Here is an 18,339-nt window from a genome sequence, read left to right as displayed (position 1 = left end):
ACACGAAACAATGGCTTGCGTTCGCGGCTCCTGGACCCCCGCCTGCGCGGGGGTACGGGAAAGGACTTTCGCAGGGCGATACTGCCGGCGCGGGGAGTGGCGATACACACCCCTCACCCGGCATCCAGCATGTAACCGACCCCGCGCACCGTCCGTATCTGCGGCCCGTCCGGCGCCAGCTTGGTGCGCAGCCGGGTGACGTTCACCTCGATCGCATTGGGACCGACCGGTTCGTCATAGCCGAACACTTCGGAGAGCAGCAGTTCGCGCGCAACCACCTGGCCCGCGCGGGTGGCCAGCGAATCGAGGACCGCCCATTCGCGCCGCCGGAGGTCGAGCACGCGCCCGGCCACGCTCGCAGTGCCGGTCGAGCGGTTGAGGACCAGCGCGCCGACGCTCAGCTCCGGCACCGGATCGCCGCCGCGCCGCCGTCCCAGCGCCCGGACCCGCGCCTCCAGCTCCTCCGGCTCGAAGGGTTTGCGCAGATAATCGTCGGCGCCGAGGTCCAGCCCGCGCACCCGGTCGTCCAGCGCGTCGCGTGCGGTCAGCATCAGCACCGGCACCCGCGTGCCGCGACGGCGCAGCTCGGACAGGACCGCGAACCCGTCGATCCCCGGCAGCCCGACATCGAGGATGACCAGCGCATAGGGCTCGCCCGCGACCACCTCCAGCGCCTCCTCGCCGCTCGGCACATGGTCCACGGCATGGCCCGTGCTGCGCAGCAATGCGGCGATGCTGCGGGCGAGCGCCGCATCGTCCTCGATCATCAGGATGCGCATCCACGGCCCCCGCGGTGAAAGGTTGCTGACAGCTTGAGGGGGTATCGCATGGGTCGCAGCTTAGCCGAACCGAAGAATCGGCAAAGCGCGAGAGGAAGCCCGATGCGATATTTCCTGTTGGCAGTCATGGCGGTGGCGATCGGTGCACCCGCGCTCGCCCAGCGTCCGCCGGGCTATCCGCGCTCCTACGACGCGCTGATCGCCGAAGCGAAGGCGGAGGGCGGCGTCACCATCTACGGCAATGCCGACCGCGCCGAGCTGGTGCCGCTGGTCGCCGCGTTCCGCCGCGCCTATCCGGGCGTCGCGGTGCGCTATGCCGATCTGAATTCGATCGACATCTATCGCCGCCTGATCGTCGAAACGCGCTCGGCCAAGCCCTCGGCCGACCTCGTCTGGTCGTCGGCGATGGATCTGCAGGTCAAGCTCATCAACGACGGGCTGGCGCAGGCCTATGCCAGCCCGGAAAAGCCCGCGCTGCCGCCGACCGCGGTGTGGAAGAACATGGGCTATGGCGTCACGGCGGAGCCGATCGGCATCGTCTACAACCGCCGCCTGATCCCCGATGCGCAGATGCCGCGCAGCCATGCCGCGCTCGCCGCGCTGCTGCGGGCGCGGCCGAAGCTGTTCACGGGCCGCGTGACCACCTTCGATCCGGCGCGATCGAACGTCGGCTATCTGTACCTGACGCAGGACATGGCGGCGACCCGCGACACGCGCGACCTGCTCTCCGCCATCGCCGCGACGAAGCCGGTGTTGCAGGCCAACACCGAACCGATGCTGGCGGCGGTCGCGGCGGGGAAACAGGCGATCGCCTATAACGTCATCGGCTCCTATGCGCTCGACCGGGCGAAGGGCGATCCCCGCATCGGCGTGGTATTCCCGAGCGACTATACCATCGTCACCTCGCGCATCGCCTTCATCCCCCGCGCCGCCCGCGCGCCCGCATCGGCCAAGCTGTTCCTCGATTTCCTGCTGTCGAAGCGCGGGCAGAGCCTGCTGGCGCAAGCCAGCCTGTGGCCGGTGCGCACCGACGTGCCCGCCCGGCGGCTGCCGCCCGCACAGGCGCGGCCGATCCGCGTCGGGCCGCAGCTGCTCGTCAACCTCGACCGCATCACCCGCCAGCGCTTCCTGCGCGAATGGCGCTCGATCCTAACCGGAGCCCCGCAATGATCCCGTTCCGCACCGGCTGCGCGCTGATCGCGCTCGCCGTCGCCACCCCTGCCCTGGCGCAAGCCCCGAGCCAGGCCGACCTCGCCGAACTGGTGCGGCAGCAGGCGGCGGAGATCGCGGCGCTGAAGGCCCGGCTCGACCGGCTGGAAGGCCAGCCCCCCGCCCCCGCGCCGGTGGCACAGGCCGCGCCGCCCGCCGCGACCGCCGAAGTCCAGCCGCGCCGCACCGTGCCCTTCGCGCCGCAACTCGTTCCCCCCGGCCCCGCCGACCGCGACGTGGCGCAGGCGGAGGCGGCGCGGAACAACCCGTCGGGCCTCACCACCGAATGGGGTGCGGGGCTGCCGGTGTTCCACTCGGCGGACGGGGTGTACACCTTCAAGCCGCGCGGGCGCATCCTCTCCGACGTCAGCTCGACCTTCGGCTCGAGGTACGACGGGCGCAACCTGACCACCACCGGCATGCGTGCGCTGCGCCTCGGGCTGGAAGGCGGGGTCGGCACGCATTTCTTTTACCAGTTCGAGGCCGATTTCTCGGAGAACGAGGTCGATGTCGTCACCGCCTTCATGGGCTGGCGCAACCGCATCGCGCCCGGCATCGACTATGACGTGCGCGCCGGGCACCTGTTCAACGATCGCGGGTTCGAAGGATCGACGGGGTCGGACTCGACGCCCTTCCTCGAGCGCACCGTCGTTTCGACCGCGATCATCCCGCAGCGCGGCTTCTACGGCGTGGGGCTGATGCCGCGCCTGTTCTGGAAGACCGGCCACGCCTCGCTGACCGTCACCGGCGACCGGATCGACGGATCGCAGAGCGTCGGCGACGGGCGCACCGTGCTGGCGCGCGCGCACTGGAACCCGGTCAAGACGCCCGATGCCGTGCTGCATCTGGGCGCATGGGGCTTCGACGAGGCGCTGTCTCCGGCCAGCGCCGCGCTGACCCGCAACACGGTGATCGGCGGGCGCTTCAACGGCGCGCTGCGCGTGTCCTCGGGCACGCTGCTGAACGGGACCGGCACCACCGGCTACGGCCTCGAACTGGGCGGCTACAAGGGCCCGCTGTGGGTGATGGCGGAGGCGGGCCGGCGCGAGGCGCGCACGCTGTCGGGCGCGGACTTCGACAGCAGGGCATGGAGCGTGTCGGGCGGGTTCTTCCTGACCGGCAACCTGCCGCCCTACAACCCGCGCCTCGGCAGCTTCGGCCAGCCCAAGGTGAAGCGCCCGACCTTCGACGGCGGTCCCGGCGCGATCGAGCTGACCGCGCGCTACGAGAACCTCGACTATACCGACCTGCTGACCGGCGGCGAGGGCTGGGCCGCGACGCTGGGCGTCAACTGGTACCTCAACAGCTTCACCCGCATCCAGGTGAACGGCATCCACTGGAACACCGACAATCGCGCCGGGGCGTACACCGGCCCCGACAGCGGCGAAACCGTCAGCGCGCGCGTCGCCGTCACCTTCTGATCCCCCCATTTCCCCGGAGACACCGACATGAGCCTCGCCCTGCTTGGCTTCGCGATGGTGGCGGTCTTCATGACCCTCATCATGACGAAGAAGATGACGCCGCTGGTGGCGTTGATCGTCATCCCCACGCTGTTCGGCGTCATCGCCGGACAGGCGGCGGGACTGGGCGACATGATGATCGACGGGATCAAGAACCTCGCGCCCACCGGCGTCATGCTGCTGTTCGCGATCCTGTTCTTCTCGACCATGACCGACACCGGACTGTTCGATCCGCTGGTGGGCAGGCTGATCCGGCTGGTGCACGGCGATCCGTTGCGCATCCTGCTCGGCACCGTCGCGCTGTGCGCGGTCGTCAGCCTCGACGGCGACGGCTCCACGACCTACATCATCACCATCGCCGCGCTGCTGCCGCTCTACAAGCGCTACGACATGAACCGGCTGTACCTGTGCTGCCTGTTGATGGTGACGAGCGGCATCATGAACCTGACGCCATGGGGCGGGCCGACCGCGCGGGCAGCCAGCGCGCTGAAGCTCGATCCGGCCGAGCTGTTCCTGCCGCTGATCCCCGGCATGCTGGCGGGGCTTGCCGCGCTGCTCGCGCTGGCGGTGTGGTTCGGCCGCAGGGAACGCCGCCGCATCGGCCATGTGAAGGCCAACCAGCCGACCGGGTTCACCGGCATGGCGGTGTCGCAGTACCCCGAGGCGCGCCGCCCGCACCTGATCTGGTTCAACGCCCTGCTGGTCGTGACGCTGCTGACGCTGCTGGTGTGGGGACTGCTGCCGCTGTCGGTGCTGATGATGATCGCCTTCGCCATCGGCATGATCGTCAACTATCCGCAGGTCGCCGAGCAGAAGGAACGCATCGCGGCGCATGCGGGCAACGTGCTGTCGGTCGTGTCGCTGATCTTCGCGGCGGGCATCTTCACCGGCATCCTCGGCGGCACCGGCATGGTGGAGGCGATGAGCAAGGAGGTCGTCGGCTTCATCCCGCCCGCCTTCGGACCCTATATGGCGCCGATCACCGCGCTCCTGTCGCTGCCCTTCACCTTCTTCATCAGCAACGACGCCTTCTATTTCGGGATGCTCCCGATCCTCGCGGAGGCGGGGTCGCACTACGGCGTGTCGCCGATGGCGATCGCCCGCGCGTCGCTGATGGGACAGCCGGTGCATCTGCTCAGCCCGCTCGTCCCCTCGACCTATCTGCTGGTCAGCCTCGCGGGGATCGATCTGGCCGATCACCAGAAATTCACCCTGCTGCCCGCGATCGGGGTGTGCGTGGTGATGACGATCGTCGGCATCATCGCCTTCGCCTTCCCGTTCGTCGCCTGACCCCGCCCGCCGCAGGAGCATGCCCATGGACCACTCGCCCGTACCGTTGATGCTGCTGCCCGCGATGGGATGCGACGGGCAGCTCTGGGCGCGGCAGATCATGGATCTGGCCGACCTTGCCCATCCGGAGTTCGGCGACCTGTCGCAGGACGATACGATCGGCGCGATGGCCGCGCGGGTGCTGGCCGCCGCCCCGCCGCGCATCGCGGTCGCGGGCGTCAGCCTGGGCGGCTATGTCGCGATGGAGATGGTCCGCCAGGCCCCCGGGCGGGTCGAGCGGATCGCGCTGTTCGGCACCCGCGCGACGATGGACGTGCGCGCGCGCAGCCTTGGTGAACAGGGGATGCTCGCCACCGCGCCGCACGCCGACCCGACGCTCAGCCGCACGGTCAGCGGGCCGGCGCAGGCGATGGCCGAGCGCGTCGGCAATGCGGTGTTCGAGCGCCAGCGCCGCGCGCTGCTGGCGCGGCCGGACCTCGGCGCGGCGATCGGATGCATCCATGTGCCGACGCTGGTCGCGGTCGGCGACCGCGACCGCATCTGCACCGTCGAGGACGCCCGCGCGCTCGCCCGCCGCATCCCGACCGCCGAGTTCCGGATCCTGCGGGGCTGCGGGCATCTGTCGCCGCTGGAGCGGTCGGGCGAGGTCACGATGCTGTTGCGCGACTGGCTATGCGATGCGGGTTCGGTGCGCTGATCGCGGGGAAATCGCGCCGACCTGTCCTGTTCGGGGATCGATCGTATCGCATTGAAACGCATTAACTATAGTTTCGCGCGTAACCACCTTTTGGACTGTTGCCCCGGTATACCCCCGATGCGAAGCGCGGGACGGGTGGACAGGAAAGACGGCAATGGCGAACGCGGCCCCGATCACGCTTGACGGCAATCTCGACGACTGGAACGCGCGCGACCGCATCGATCGCGGGCTGGACGCGGGCTATGCCATCCATGCGAAGAGCGACGGCGACAGCTTCGCCTTCGCGCTGACCGCGCCGGGCGGGGTCGGGGCCAATACCACCGTGTGGCTCAACACCGATCGCAACGCCGCGACCGGCCATCAGGTGTTCGGCTTCGCGGGCGGCGCGGAATACAACGTCAACTTCAACGCCGACGGCACCGTCTCGCTCTACACCGGTGCCGCCGGCGAGACGCTGGTGCTGGCGAATCTTCAGGCGGCGTGGTCCGCGGACCGTACCACCGTGGAGTTCCGCGTGCCCAAGGCGGCGATCGGCAACCCGCAGGCGATCGACACGCTGTACGACGTGAACGATCAGGTGTTCCTGCCCGGCAGCTATTCGTCCAACCCCTTCACCGTGTTCAACGATGTCGGTGCTGCCACCGATCCCGCCGCGCGCATCGCCATCGTCTGGTCGGAGACGACCGCCAACGCCTTCTTCAGCAAGACCGCCTATTCGCAGCTGTTCATGGCCGCCCAAGCCCAGGCGATGCAGGCGGGCGTGCCGTTCGACATCCTGACCGAGGACGACCTGACCAGCGTCGCCACGCTGGCGAAGTACGACAGCATCGTCTTCCCCTCGTTCCGCAACGTGGCGGCAGGCAAGGTCGATGCGATCGCCCATGCGCTGGAACAGGCGACGAAGCAGTACGGCATCGGTCTGATCGCGGCGGGCGAGTTCATGACCAACGACGCGGCGGGCAATGCGCTCCCCGGCGACAGCTATGCCCGCATGAAGCTGCTGTTCGATGCCACCCGCGTCACCGGCGGCTGGCCCGCCGACGTGACGATCCGCGCGACCGACGCGAACGGCACCGTGCTCGACGGCTATACGCAAGGCCAGGTGGTGCACGAATACAAGGGCGTCGGCTGGAACGCCTTCACCAGCGTCAGCGGCACCGGGCAGACGATCGCCACCGCCACCGTCTATGACCAGACGCATGCCGCCGCCATCGCGACGCATACCGGCGGGCGCAACGTCATCTTCTCGTCCGAAGCGGTGATGGCCGACGAGAATCTGCTGCAGAAGGCGATCGACTATTCGGTGCACGGCGGCGGCCTGTCGGTCGGGCTGCAGATGACGCGGTAGAGCGGGCTGTTCGCCTCGCGCGTCGACATGGACCAGAGCCAGGAACGGGAAGAGGTGAACCCGGAAGGGACCGCGCCCGGCATCTACGACAAGCTGATCCCGCTGCTGGCCGAGTGGAAGGCGAAGTACAACTTCGTCGGCAGCTATTACGTCAATATCGGCAACAGCCCCGCGACCGGCCAGTCGACCGACTGGGCGGTATCGCTGCCCTATTACAAGTCGCTGATCGACATGGGCAACGAGATCGGCACCCACAGCTATACCCATCCGCACGACACCAACACGCTGACCCCCGAACAGGTCGCCTATGAATTTGGACAGGGCCGTGCCGAATTGCAGCAGCGCCTGAGCGACTATCTCGGCCGCGACGCGCATGTCACCGGCGCGGCGGTGCCCGGCGCGCCCGAGCAGCTGCCCACGTCGCAGGAAATCCTGAAGTACGTGCAATATCTCTCGGGCGGCTATTCGGGGGTCGGCGCGGGCTATCCCAATGCCATCGGCTACATGACGCCGGGCAATGCCGCGTCCGATCAGGTCTATATCGCGCCCAACACCTCGTTCGACTTCTCGCTGATCGAATTCCAGAAGAAAACCGTGGCCGAGGCGCAGGCGATCTGGGCGAAGGAGTTCCAGACGCTCACCGCCAACGGCGACGCGCCGGTGGTGGTGTGGCCGTGGCACGATTACGGCCCCACCATGTGGAGCGCCGACGGTTCGGCCAGCGCCTATACCCAGGCGATGTTCACCGAATTCGTCGCCATGGCCGCGGCTTCGGGGACCGAGTTCGTGACGCTGGCCGATCTCGCGGCGCGGGTGCAGGCGTTCGACAAGGCGCGCGTGGTCAGCAGCGTCGACGGCGACACCATCACCGCCAGCGTCACCTCGGCCACGGGCACCGGCCTGTTCGCGCTCGACGTGGACGGGCAGAAGGCCGGACAGGTGATCCAGAGCGTCGCGGGCTGGTACGCCTATAGCGGGGACAAGGTGTTCCTGCCGATGGCGGGCGGCACCTTCCGGATCACGATGGGCGCGACCGCCGACGACGTGACCCATATCACCGACCTGCCGATGCGCGCGACGCTGCAATCGGTGTCGGGCAACGGGCGCGATATCGCCTTCACCGTGGAGGGCGAGGGCAAGGTCAAGATCGACCTGAAGGCACCGGGCACCAACTGGATCGCGGTGGAGGGCGGCAAGCTCGAATCGCTGATCGGCGAGGTCGCGACGATCGACATCGGCGCGATCGGTACCCATGCGGTGAAGGTGACGCAGGTCGCCAACGCCGGGCCGACGATCACCTCGTTCGACGGCAGCGATGCCGCATGGGTGCCCGCCGTGTCGGAGAACGGCGCGATCGTCGGCACGATCACCGCCACCGACCCCAATATCGCGCAGGGCGATGCGGTGCGCTATTCGATCGAGCCGGGCCGTGAGGGGCATCTGTTCGCGATCGATCCGCTGACGGGCGTGCTGCGCTTCATCACCGCCCCCGATTTCGAGAATCCGCAGGATGCGGACCGCAACAACATCTATGACGTGACCGTCGTCGCCACCGATGCCCGCGGCGTGGTGGACAAGCAGCTGCTGTACGTGACGGTCAGGAACGTCGTCGAGCAGACCGGCGGGCCGACGATCACCTCGAACGGCGGCGGCGACAGCGCATGGGTCGCAGCCGTCGCCGAGAATACGACCGCCGTCGCCACCGTCACCGCGACCGATCCCGACCTGCGCGACGGCGATTCCGTCCGCTATTCGATCGAGCCGGGCCGTGAGGGGCATCTGTTCACGATCGATCCGCTGACCGGCGCACTGAGCTTCCTCAAGGCACCCGATTTCGAGAATCCGCAGGATTCGGACCGCAACAACATCTACGACGTGACCGTCGTCGCGACCGATTCGTTCGGCGTCGTCGACAAGCAGCTGCTGTACGTGACGGTGAAGAACGTCGCCGAACAGACGGCGGCACCGACGATCACCTCGTCGGGCGGCGGCGACAAGGGCAGCTTCTCGATCGCCGAGAACACGACCGCCGTCGCCACCGTCACCGCGACCGATCCCGATCTGAAGGACGGCGATTCCGTCCGCTATTCGATCGCGCCGGGCGGCGAGGGGTCGCTGTTCACCATCGATCCGGTGACGGGCGTGCTGGCGTTCAAGGCCGGCCCCGATTTCGAGAATGCGCAGGATTCCAACCGCGACAACATCTATGACGTGACCGTCGTCGCGACCGATTCGCACGGTGCGACCGACCGGCAGCTGCTGTGGGTCTATGTCAAGGACGTGGTCGGCATTACCCAGACCGGCACGATCTCGAACGATACGATGACCGGCACCGGCGAACAGGACATGCTCGACGGCGGCTGGGGCAATGACGTGCTGAACGGGCTGGGCGGCAACGACCGGCTGGTCGGCGGCCTCGGCAACGATACGCTCAACGGCGGCGACGGCAACGACACGCTCGTCGGCGGCATCGGGCGCGACACGCTGACCGGCGGCGCGGGCAACGACGTATTCAAGTTCGACTCGGCGCTCGACAGTTCGACCCTGTCGTCGCTGCGCGACGTCATCACCGATTTCCGCCAGGGCGAGGACAAGATCGACCTGTCGGCGATCGACGCCAACATCTCGCTGCTCGCGCCCGGCGATCAGGCGTTCGCGCTGCTCGGCAGCCCGGGTGCGAAATTCACCGGGGCGGCGCAGCTGCGCTTCAGCTTCCAGATGATCGACGGCAAGGAATATACCGTCGTCGAGGGCAACGTCGGCGTCGGCAGCCTGCCCGATTTCTCGATCGCGCTGCTCGGCCACCACAATCTGACCGCGAACGATTTCTTCCTGTAAGGAACTGTTCGGAAACGCATGCTAGGGATCGCCTGCGCGTTTCTTCGGACAAGTGATGGCGGGTATCGGGTTCCAGCTGGCGCGGGTGGCGCGTGAGGGCGGCGTCGGCGGGATCGCGGGCGCCGCCGCGCACGGCGCGGTCATCAGCGCCGGGCCGTGGCTGCTGACCGCCGCCGCGATGCTGCTGCTCGAACGTTGGGCGGCGGCGCATCTGTCGGGCGGCGACGCGCATGTCGTGCAGACGGTGCTGATCCATGCCTTCAGCCTCTCGGCGCTGGCCGCGGCACCGATCGGGATCGTCGCGATCCGGCTGGTCGCCGATCGTATCTATGCAGAGGACGCGGGCGGCATTCCCGGCATATTGCTGGGGGCGCTGGTGGCGGGCGGCGCGTTGGGGTTGCTGATCGGCACGTTGCTGTTCGCGGTGCTGGGCGGGCTGGCGCTGCTGCCAGCGCTGTGCGCCGCGATGACGCTCGCGTGGCTGACCCAGATCTGGATCGCCGCGCCGATGCTGACCGCGCTCGATCGCTATCACGCGGTGCCGCTCGCCTATCTGCTGGGCATTGCCATCGCCGCCGCCGTGCTGGCGCTGTGGCCGGGCGCGGGGCTGGCGACGGTGCTCGGCATCGTCGCGCTGGGCGTGGCGACGACGCTGGCGGCGATCCTGCTGCTGCTCCGGCAACATTTCACCGGCGACGCGGTGCTGCCCCCGCGCGACGCGATGCCGCCGCGCCTCGCCACGATCATCGCGCTGGCCGGAGTCGCCGGGGTCGCCGCGATCTGGATCGACAAATGGCTGCTGTGGTTCGGCCCGGCGAGCGTCGTGGCGCTCGGCCAGCTCCGCCTGAACCCGATCAACGACGAGGGCAGCTTCCTCGGCCTGCTGACCATCGTGCCGGGCCTCACGCTGCTGCTGATCGTCACCGAGACGCGGTTCGACCGCGCGTTCAGCGGCCTGATCGCGCGCTGCACCGGCACCGCGACGATGGACCGGATCGAGGAGGCGCGGGCGCAGGTGATCGCCACGATCCTCGGCAGCATCCGCATCCTCGTGCTGGTGCAGCTGCTGGTCGCCGCGCTCGCATGGGTGCTGGCGGTGCCGCTGTTCGACGCGATCGGCGCGGACGTGCGCGCGATCTTCGCCTTCCGCCAGACCTCGGCGGGCGTGGTGTTCCACCTGATCGTGATCGCCGCCACGGTGGTGCTCGCCTATTACGACCTGTTCGGGCGCATCCTGCTGACATGGGGCGCCTTCGCGATCGGCAGCCTGCTCGCGACCTGGGCACAGTTCGGCGCGGGGTTCGCGGCATTCGGCTGGGGCTATATGGCGGGCGCGGTCATCGGGGCCACCGTCGGCATCGCGATGGTCGCGGAGGCGAGCGTGAACCTGACCTATCTGCTGTTCGTCGGCAATAATCCGGCGGTGGTCGGCCACAACGGGCGCTGGCTGTGAACCGCCGTACCCTGATCGGTGCCGGCGCGGGGCTGGGCGCGCTGGTGTTCGCCGCGCGGCGGGCGTGGTCGGACACGCCGGGCGAGCTGCGCTGGGCGGTCGATTACGGCCCCGCCACCGATCCGGTGCTGGCGCGCGGCTATGCGCTGCTCGTCCTCGAACCGCATCACCCCCGCCCGATCGCGCCGCTGCGCGGGCCCGGCAGCCGGTTGCTCGGCTATGTCAGCCTCGGCGAGATCGAGCGGCAGCGCCCCTATTTCGCCGCGCTCGATGCGGCGGGGGCGCTGGGCAAGCCCAATCCCGACTGGCCCGACGCCCGCCGCGTCGACCTGCGCCATCCGGCATGGACCCGCGCGGTGGTGGAGGAGATCGTGCCCGCGATCCTCGCGCTCGGCTATGACGGAATCTTCATCGATACGATGGACAATGCCGAGGCGATGGAACGGCAGGACCCGATCGGCAACAAGGGCATGGTCGCGGCGGGCGCGGCGCTGATCGCCGCCGTGCGCGCCGCGTTCCCCGCCATCCGCATCATGCTCAACCGCGGCTATGCGCTGCTCGATGCCGCCGCGCCCGCCGTCGACCATGTGCTGGGCGAGGCGATGGCCTCGCGCTGGAACTTCGGGACGAAGCGCTACGACCTGCTGTCCGACAGTGACTGGCAGTGGCAGGCCGAGCGGCTGCGCGCGGCGAAGGCGATCAACCCGGCGCTGACGCTCCACACGCTCGATTACTGGCAGCCCGCCGACAAGGCGGGCGTCGCCCGGCTCTATGCCCGCGAGCGCGCCGCCGGTTTCTCGCCCTATGTCGCCACGCTGGCGCTCGATCGGCTGTGGCCGGAGCCGGGGCGATGAGGCCGATCAGCGATCGCTGGCTGGCGGTCGGCGTGCCGGTGGGGGCGGGGGTGGCGGTGCTCGCCGCCGCGCTGCTGCTGCTGCCCGGGCCGCTGGAGGTGCTCCACGTCGAGCGCCGCGCGCGCCCCGTCGCCTCGGTCGCGGTGCCGCCGCCCGCGCTGATCCCCACGACCCACACCCCCGCGCCGCCCGCCATCGCCGACGTGATCCGCACCGCCGATGCCGCGACGCTGGCGCGGATGACGCAGGCGCTGAGCGACGCGGGGCAGCCGGTCACGACGCTGCAGGTCGCCTATGACCTCGCCGCCGCCGGTCGCGCCGCCGTCGCGCTCGACTATCTCGGCAAGCGGCCCGACGGGACGACGGCGGCGACATGGCCGCTGCGCATCGAGTTGCTGCGCCGCGCCGGGCGGGGGGGCGAGGCGGCCGCGCTGCTCGCCCGCGCCGTTGCGGGGAAGGAGAACATTCCCGCCCCGGCGATCACCGCCGCCGCCTATGCGCTCGACCGGCCCGACCTGCTGGTCACGGCGGCGACGACCGGTGCGATCCCCCGGCCCGATGCCGCGCGCACCCTCGACCTCGTGCTGCGGCTGGAGAAGCAGCGCCGCTATGACCTGATCGCGACGCTGACCCGCATCGGCGGCGACTGGCGGCGCGCCGATCCGTGGAGCGCGCTGCGCATCGCACAGGCGCAGGGCGACCGGGCGGGCGCGCTCGCCGCCGCCGCGCTGCTGCCGCCCGACCGGCGCGAGGCGGCGCGCGAGGCGCTGCTGGTGAAGGCGGGCGACCGCGAAGCCCTGCGCGCGCTGCTGCTGGAGCGGGCGCAAGCTGCGGGCGCCGACCTCCCCCTCCTTGCCGAACGGCTGCTGGCGATCGGCGCGCGCGGCGATGCGGTCGCGCTGCTGATGCGCGCGGCGGCGGACGGCATGCCCGACACGCCCGCCGCCCGGCGGCTGCTGTATCTGATGGGGCCGCGCCCCGATGCCGCCGGGGTCGCATGGCTGCGGCAGCGCAGCGTGCAGGGCAGCCTCGCCGAACAGCTGGCGTGGCTGAACGCCTATGCCGGGCGCGATCGCCCGGCGGCGGCGCTGGCGCAGCTCTCCCGCCACCCGCTGGCGGATCGCAGCGAGGTGCTGCTGACCCGCCTCACCCTCGCCAATGCCGCCGACGACATGGGCGCGGCGCGCGGCTCACTGGCGCGGCTGCTCGACGGGCGGACACTGAGCGTGGCGCAGCTGCGCGCCGTTACCGCCGCCACCCCGCGCCGGATCGATCCGGCACAGGCGGCGGCGCTGGCGCGGGCGCGGATCGCGGCGGGCATCCCGCTGCCCCGCGACCGCGTGGACCTTGCGTGGAGCGCGTGGAACGGCGGCGACGCACCGCGCACCATCGCCCTGCTGCGCGATCACCTCGCCGCCGATCCCGACGATCTGCCCGCGCTCCGGCTGATGGCCGATGCGCAGGGCAAGGCGAACGGCGCGAATGCCGCGCGCCCGTGGCTCGAGCGCGCGCTGGGCCTGACGCCTGCCGACGTGCCCGCCCGCGCCGAACTGCTCGACCGGCTGGGCCGGGGGCGCGAGGCGCTGGCGCTGGTCGAGCGGCTGCGGGCGGAGTCGCCCGACGACCGCGCGCTCGCCACGCTCCACGCCCGGCTGCTGATCGCGGCAGGCCAGCCCGGCCGCGCGCGCATGGTGCTGGCGCGATGATCCTCCTCGCCCTCCTCGCCGCGCAGGCCCCGGTGCTGGCGGTGCCCCCGCCGGTGTTCGCCGATGCCGAGGTGCTGGGCGGCGACCCCCGGCTCGTCTGGAAACCGGGCACCGCGATCGCGGTCGAGGACGGTGGCGGCGAGCTGGTGGTGCGTTTCGACCAGCCGCTGCCCGAGGCGGCGATCGATGCGTTCCGCCGCGCCGCCGGACCGGCGATCGGCGACCTGCGCTGGAACGACGACAGCCTCGTGCTGCGCGCCGCCGCCGGTTACGACCTGCGCTGGCGGCAATCGGGCGCGACGCTCACCGTCAGCTTCGTGCGCCGCGCCGACGATATCGTGGTCGAGGCACGCGCCGCACCCGATCTCGATGCCGAACTGCTCGCCATCGAGGCGGACGTCGCGGCGGGCTATCCGGGCGAGGGCCGCCGCCGGGCGGAGGCGCTGGCCGTGGCCTATCCGAACGACCGGCGCGTGCGCCGCATCCTTGCCGATGCGCGGGGCGTAGATGGCGATGTGGCAGGGGCAGCCGAAACCTATCGCGCGATCGGCGCGACCGATCGCACCGCACGGCGCGCGCTGGCCGTTGCGCCCGGCACCGCCGCCGCGGGCGTGACCCTGCGCGGCGGCGGCGACCTGCAACAGGCCGAAGCCGTGGCGCGTGCCGACGTGCGCGCGAGCGACGCGCTGACGCTGGGCGGGGGCGCGCGCGTGGTCGCCAGCCGGGTCGAAACCCCGGCGGGCACGCGCGAGCGCGCCGAACCGATCCTCGATGCCGCCGCGACCGTCCGCGTCGGCGACGATACGCAGGTGCAGGCGGTGCTTGCCGCCGCACTCGACAGCGGCGTGACCGGCGGCGGCGTGCGCATCACCGCCGGACCGGCCGAGCGGCAATGGCGCGCGGCGCTGCTGCTGCGCCAGCCGGACTATTCGACCGTCGAACAGGCGCTCGGCGGCGGCACCCTGTCCCGGTTGGCGGGCGGCCTCACCTATCGCCTCGCCCCCGGCCTCGTCGGGCAGTTCGATCTGGGGGCGAACCGCTACGGCCTCGCCCGGATCGGCGGGGGCAGCGACACGCTGACGCTGGCCGCGGGGCTGGACTATATCCGTCGCACCGGCGCCCTGGCGCTCGGCCTAACCTATCGGCTGGAGGCGGAATATGTCCAGTCGCGCGACCGCACGCCCGGCGGCACCGCGATCGTCGACCTGATCGACCGCGAGAACCATACGCTCCAGGCGCTGGCCAGCGGTGCGATCGGCACGGCGCAGCTGACCGGGCTTGCCGGATGGACCGTCGACCGCTTCGGCGGCGACGGCCCCAATGCCAGCCTCGGGCTGGATCTGCCCGTCGGTACGCTGTGGCGGATCGAGGCGAGCGGCGGCATCAGCTCGATCGCACGGCCGGGCTTTCCGGGGCAGCAGCTCTTCGCTCGCGCCTTCGTCACCCGTGGTCTGGGGAGCGGGCGGTGATCGCCCGGCTCGGCACCGCCGCCCGCCGCCGGTCGCGCATCGCCGCCGAACTGGCGGTGGGGTTCGGCGTGCTGATGCTGCTCGACCGGCTGCTCGGCACCGGCGGCGCGTTCGCGGACGTGCAGCCCAATCCGCTGTGGCTGCCGGTGCTGGTGATGGCGCTCGCCTATGGCACGCTGCCCGCGCTCGCCGCCGCCGCCGTCGCCTCGGCGCTGTGGCTGGGCGTCGCACCGCACGGCGGGGTGGAGCGGGACTATCTCGACCATCTCTTCCGCCTGTCGGTCCCGCCGCTCTTGTGGTTCGTGGGCGCGGTGGGCGTGGGCGAGGTGACGATGCTGCGCAGCGGACGCTTCGCCCGGATGGAGCGCCGCGCCGCCGCCGGGTGGCGCAACGTCGCGCGGCTGAGCGAAGCGTTCCACGCGCTGGTGCGCACCAACCGCGCGCTGGAGGTGGAGGTGGCGACCGACGACCGCACGCTCGGCCATGTCGTCGCCACCGCCGCGCGGCTGGGTGCCGTCGATCCGGCCGAGCGCCGCGTCGCGCTGGGCGCGCTGATCGCCGTGGCTGCGCGGACCGAGGATTTCACCTGCTACCGCTTCGCCGGCGGACAGGCGCGGGCGTGGCTGCGCGGGCAGACCGCGGGCGGGCGCGCCGACACGCTGCCCGACACGCTGGCGCAGCTCGCCCGCCGCCGCCATGCCCCGATCCATGTCGGCCGCCCCGCCGATCGCGCCGCGCTGGCGGGGATCGGGGTCATCGCCGTGCCGCTGGTGCTGGCGGACGAGGGGCGCATCGCCGGATGCCTCGTGATCCACGCGCTGCCCTTCCATGCGCTCAGCGCCCATGCGCTCGCCGAAATGGCCGAGATCGGCGGCTGGCTGACCCCGCTGATCGCCGCACCCGAACCCGGCGCGGCCAGTGCGATCCGCAGCGCGGGGCGGGTGGCGTGAAGCACGCGCTGCCGCTGCTGGCGCTGCTCGATCTGGCCGTGCTGGCGCCGGGCGGGCCGGGCACATTGCCGCTCCATGCGCTGTTCGCCGCGCTGGGCTATGCACTGTGGTTGCGGGAGCGGCGCGGGATCGCCCTGCTGCCTGCCGTCATGGGCGTAGGCGGTCCCGCCGCGCTGCTGCTCGGGTCCGCGATCGCCGCGCGCCTGCCCCGCCGCACGGCGCGGCCCCTGCCGCTGCCCGAGGCCGAATCGCGCCGCGACTGGCGGCGGCAGGGGGCGCGGCTGGCGGCGGCGCGGATGCTCGACGGGCGGGTGCTGCATGCCGATGTCGATACGCTCCATTCGCTGGTCACGGTGATGCGCCACGGCCATGTCGTCGAACGTCGCCGCGCGCTGGAGACGGTGGTGCGCTCGTTCCGGCCCGCGCTGTCGCCGCTGATCGCGCAGGCGCTGACCGATGGCGACCAGACGATCCGCGCGCTCGCCGCCGCCGCCTCGGCGCGGGTCGTGCAGAACCTCGCCCTCGCCCGTGCCGCGCTGACGGCGAAGGGGGATCGTGCCGCGCTCGCCGAACTGCTCGCCGACCATGCCCGCGCCAATGTGCTGCTGTCCGATTCGCAGCGCGCGCACCTGCTGGCCGACGCGCTGGCGCTGGGCGATGCCGCGAGCGACGCGATGCGGATCGAGGCGGCCTGGGGCGCGGGCGATTATGCCGCGGTGGACGCGCTCGTCGCGGCGATGCCCGGTGCGACGGACCCGGAGGACCGCACCCGCGCCGCGCGCGACTGGTGGACCGGCGCGGCGGCATGACCGACGAGGTCGACGCCGACATCTGCCTCGTGGTCGAGGGCGCCTATCCGTACGTCGTCGGCGGGGTATCGGGCTGGTTGCAGGATCTGATCGCCAGCCTGCCCGAGATCCGCTTCGCGATCGTCGCGATCAAGCCGTCGTCCGCGCCGCTGCCCTTCCGCCTCACCCCCCCGCCCAATGTGGTGCAGGTGGTCGAGGTGGCGCTGGCACCCGAGACGCAACTGCCCCGCCGCCTGCCGCGCGGCCCCGCCACAGCCATCGCCGACGCCCTGATCGTCTTTCTGGCGCAGGGCGGGGCGGTGGCGCTCGGGCAGTTGATCGATGCGCTCCACACGCTGCCGCAGACGCCCCGGCCGGGCGACATCCTCGCCCATCCGGCGGTCTTCGCACGGCTGAAACGCCATTATCAGGCGATGCTGCCCAAGGCGTCGTTCCACCATTATTTCTGGGCGATGCGGGTGCTGCTGGGCGGCCTCCTTGCGGTCCTGTCCGCGCCGCTCCCCGCCGCGCGCGTGTATCACACCATCTCGACCGGCTTCGCCGGGCTGGTCGCGGCACGGGCGGCGCGCGAGACCGGGCGGCCCGCCTTCATCACCGAACACGGCATCTACCTGCTCGAACGGCAGATCGAGGTGATGATGGCCGAATGGATCGGCGATCAGGTCGATACCGGGCTGGAGATGGACCGCAGCGTGCGCGACCTGCGCGACCTGTGGGTCCGCGCCTTCACCAGCTTCGCCACCGCCTGCTACGACGCCTGCGACCCGATCGTGGCGCTCTATGGCGAGAACAATGTCGTGCAGCGGCGGCTGGGTGCGGCGGCGGAGCGCGTGCGGGTGATCCCCAACGGCATCGACGCGCGCCGGTTCGCCCATCTGGCCGATGCGCGCGATCCGGCGCACCCGCTGGTCGCGCTGCTGGGGCGCGTCGTACCGATCAAGGACATCAAGACCTTCATCCGCGCCTGTGCGCTCGCCCATGCCGAGAAACCGCACCTGCGCTTCGTGGTGCTCGGGCCGGAGGATGAGGATCCCGAATATGCCGCCGAATGCACCGCGCTGGTCTCCGACCTGAAGCTGGGCGACGTGCTGACCTTTGCGGGCCGCGTGAAGATCGAGGACTGGATGAACCGCATCGACCTGCTGGTCCTCACCAGCCTGTCGGAGGCGCAGCCGCTGGTGATCCTCGAAGGGGGCGCGTGCGGCATCCCGGTGGTCGCGCCCGATGTGGGCAGTTGCCGCGAGATGATCGAGGGGCGCGGGGCGCATGATCCGGGGCACGGCGGCATCGTCACCCCGCTGGTCAACCCGGCGGCGACCGCAGCGGGCATCTGCGCCATCGCAGGCGAGCCCGAGGTGCGGCTGGCGATGGGGGAGGCGATGCGGCGGCGGGTGCTGGCCGATTACGACCACCCGACGATCATCGGGGCGTATCGCGACCTGTACGGCGAACTGGCCGCGCGCTGATCCTTCGTTTG

14 protein-coding genes are annotated in these 18,339 nt (G+C 71.0%); 13 read left to right on the top strand and 1 reads right to left on the bottom strand.

Annotated features, from left to right (window positions below; all coding sequences use genetic code 11):
- Positions 1–113: 113 nt before the first annotated feature.
- Entirely contained in the window at positions 114–779 is a 666-nt protein-coding gene (locus tag ABLE43_RS00170; protein ID WP_348976446.1) for a response regulator transcription factor, read from the bottom strand.
- 102 nt (positions 780–881) lie between these two features.
- Here ABLE43_RS00170 and ABLE43_RS00165 point away from each other — a divergent pair, with 102 nt between their 5' ends.
- The 13 genes from ABLE43_RS00165 (at position 882) to pelF (ending at position 18,328) form a co-directional block, all read left to right on the top strand.
- On the top strand, positions 882–1,949 hold the full coding sequence (locus tag ABLE43_RS00165) for an ABC transporter substrate-binding protein (RefSeq protein WP_348976445.1): 1,068 nt from the start codon (positions 882–884) through the stop codon (positions 1,947–1,949).
- Positions 1,946–3,409, top strand: coding sequence for an OprO/OprP family phosphate-selective porin (locus ABLE43_RS00160; protein ID WP_348976444.1), 1,464 nt, complete (start codon positions 1,946–1,948; stop codon positions 3,407–3,409). Before ABLE43_RS00165 ends, ABLE43_RS00160 begins: the two co-directional genes overlap by 4 nt.
- Before the next feature lie 27 nt (positions 3,410–3,436).
- Positions 3,437–4,738: a CitMHS family transporter gene (locus ABLE43_RS00155; protein WP_348976443.1), complete on the top strand. Its 1,302-nt coding sequence runs from the start codon at positions 3,437–3,439 to the stop codon at positions 4,736–4,738.
- Between the two features lie 25 nt (positions 4,739–4,763).
- Positions 4,764–5,435, top strand: a complete 672-nt coding sequence (locus ABLE43_RS00150; RefSeq protein WP_348976442.1) for an alpha/beta fold hydrolase — start codon at positions 4,764–4,766, stop codon at positions 5,433–5,435.
- A 154-nt stretch (positions 5,436–5,589) separates the two neighbouring features.
- Complete coding sequence (locus ABLE43_RS00145) at positions 5,590–6,783, top strand: hypothetical protein (RefSeq protein ID WP_348976441.1); 1,194 nt, start codon at positions 5,590–5,592, stop codon at positions 6,781–6,783.
- A gap of 27 nt (positions 6,784–6,810) precedes the next feature.
- Entirely contained in the window at positions 6,811–9,621 is a 2,811-nt protein-coding gene (locus tag ABLE43_RS00140) for a cadherin domain-containing protein (RefSeq protein WP_348976440.1), read from the top strand.
- Positions 9,622–9,676: 55 nt separating this feature from the next.
- Positions 9,677–11,074 carry an exopolysaccharide Pel transporter PelG gene (gene pelG / locus ABLE43_RS00135; protein ID WP_348976439.1) on the top strand — a complete coding sequence of 466 codons (1,398 nt, stop codon included), beginning with the start codon at positions 9,677–9,679 and terminating at the stop codon, positions 11,072–11,074.
- Entirely contained in the window at positions 11,071–11,928 is an 858-nt protein-coding gene (locus ABLE43_RS00130) for a glycoside hydrolase family 191 protein (RefSeq protein WP_348976438.1), read from the top strand. Before pelG ends, ABLE43_RS00130 begins: the two co-directional genes overlap by 4 nt.
- Complete coding sequence (locus ABLE43_RS00125) at positions 11,925–13,634, top strand: hypothetical protein (RefSeq protein WP_348976437.1); 1,710 nt, start codon at positions 11,925–11,927, stop codon at positions 13,632–13,634. Before ABLE43_RS00130 ends, ABLE43_RS00125 begins: the two co-directional genes overlap by 4 nt.
- A complete protein-coding gene (locus ABLE43_RS00120; RefSeq protein WP_348976436.1) occupies positions 13,631–15,103 on the top strand; it encodes a hypothetical protein in 1,473 nt (490 codons plus the stop codon). The genes ABLE43_RS00125 and ABLE43_RS00120 overlap by 4 nt, the downstream gene beginning before the upstream one ends.
- On the top strand, positions 15,100–16,053 hold the full coding sequence (locus ABLE43_RS00115) for a hypothetical protein (protein WP_348976435.1): 954 nt from the start codon (positions 15,100–15,102) through the stop codon (positions 16,051–16,053). Before ABLE43_RS00120 ends, ABLE43_RS00115 begins: the two co-directional genes overlap by 4 nt.
- Positions 16,050–16,862 (top strand): hypothetical protein, encoded by an 813-nt coding sequence (locus ABLE43_RS00110; RefSeq protein ID WP_348976434.1) that lies wholly within the window; start codon positions 16,050–16,052, stop codon positions 16,860–16,862. Before ABLE43_RS00115 ends, ABLE43_RS00110 begins: the two co-directional genes overlap by 4 nt.
- Positions 16,859–18,328 (top strand): GT4 family glycosyltransferase PelF, encoded by a 1,470-nt coding sequence (gene pelF / locus ABLE43_RS00105; RefSeq protein ID WP_348976433.1) that lies wholly within the window; start codon positions 16,859–16,861, stop codon positions 18,326–18,328. The genes ABLE43_RS00110 and pelF overlap by 4 nt, the downstream gene beginning before the upstream one ends.
- Positions 18,329–18,339: the final 11 nt, after the last annotated feature.

Source organism: Sphingomonas silueang, from assembly GCF_040049155.1.
GTDB lineage: Bacteria > Pseudomonadota > Alphaproteobacteria > Sphingomonadales > Sphingomonadaceae > Sphingomonas > Sphingomonas silueang.
The sequence above is the reverse complement of the archived record's forward strand: the minus strand, read 5'-3'. Positions and strand labels throughout refer to the sequence as shown.

Bases quoted from the DNA above. Each gene is read 5' to 3' on its own strand.
- ABLE43_RS00170 (WP_348976446.1), bottom strand. From the start codon at position 779: ATGCGCATCCTGATGATCGAGGACGATGCGGCGCTCGCCCGCAGCATC.
- ABLE43_RS00165 (WP_348976445.1), top strand. From the start codon at position 882: ATGCGATATTTCCTGTTGGCAGTCATGGCGGTGGCGATCGGTGCACCC.
- ABLE43_RS00160 (WP_348976444.1), top strand. From the start codon at position 1,946: ATGATCCCGTTCCGCACCGGCTGCGCGCTGATCGCGCTCGCCGTCGCC.
- ABLE43_RS00155 (WP_348976443.1), top strand. From the start codon at position 3,437: ATGAGCCTCGCCCTGCTTGGCTTCGCGATGGTGGCGGTCTTCATGACC.
- ABLE43_RS00150 (WP_348976442.1), top strand. From the start codon at position 4,764: ATGGACCACTCGCCCGTACCGTTGATGCTGCTGCCCGCGATGGGATGC.
- ABLE43_RS00145 (WP_348976441.1), top strand. From the start codon at position 5,590: ATGGCGAACGCGGCCCCGATCACGCTTGACGGCAATCTCGACGACTGG.
- ABLE43_RS00140 (WP_348976440.1), top strand. From the start codon at position 6,811: ATGGACCAGAGCCAGGAACGGGAAGAGGTGAACCCGGAAGGGACCGCG.
- pelG (WP_348976439.1), top strand. From the start codon at position 9,677: ATGGCGGGTATCGGGTTCCAGCTGGCGCGGGTGGCGCGTGAGGGCGGC.
- ABLE43_RS00125 (WP_348976437.1), top strand. From the start codon at position 11,925: ATGAGGCCGATCAGCGATCGCTGGCTGGCGGTCGGCGTGCCGGTGGGG.
- ABLE43_RS00120 (WP_348976436.1), top strand. From the start codon at position 13,631: ATGATCCTCCTCGCCCTCCTCGCCGCGCAGGCCCCGGTGCTGGCGGTG.
- pelF (WP_348976433.1), top strand. From the start codon at position 16,859: ATGACCGACGAGGTCGACGCCGACATCTGCCTCGTGGTCGAGGGCGCC.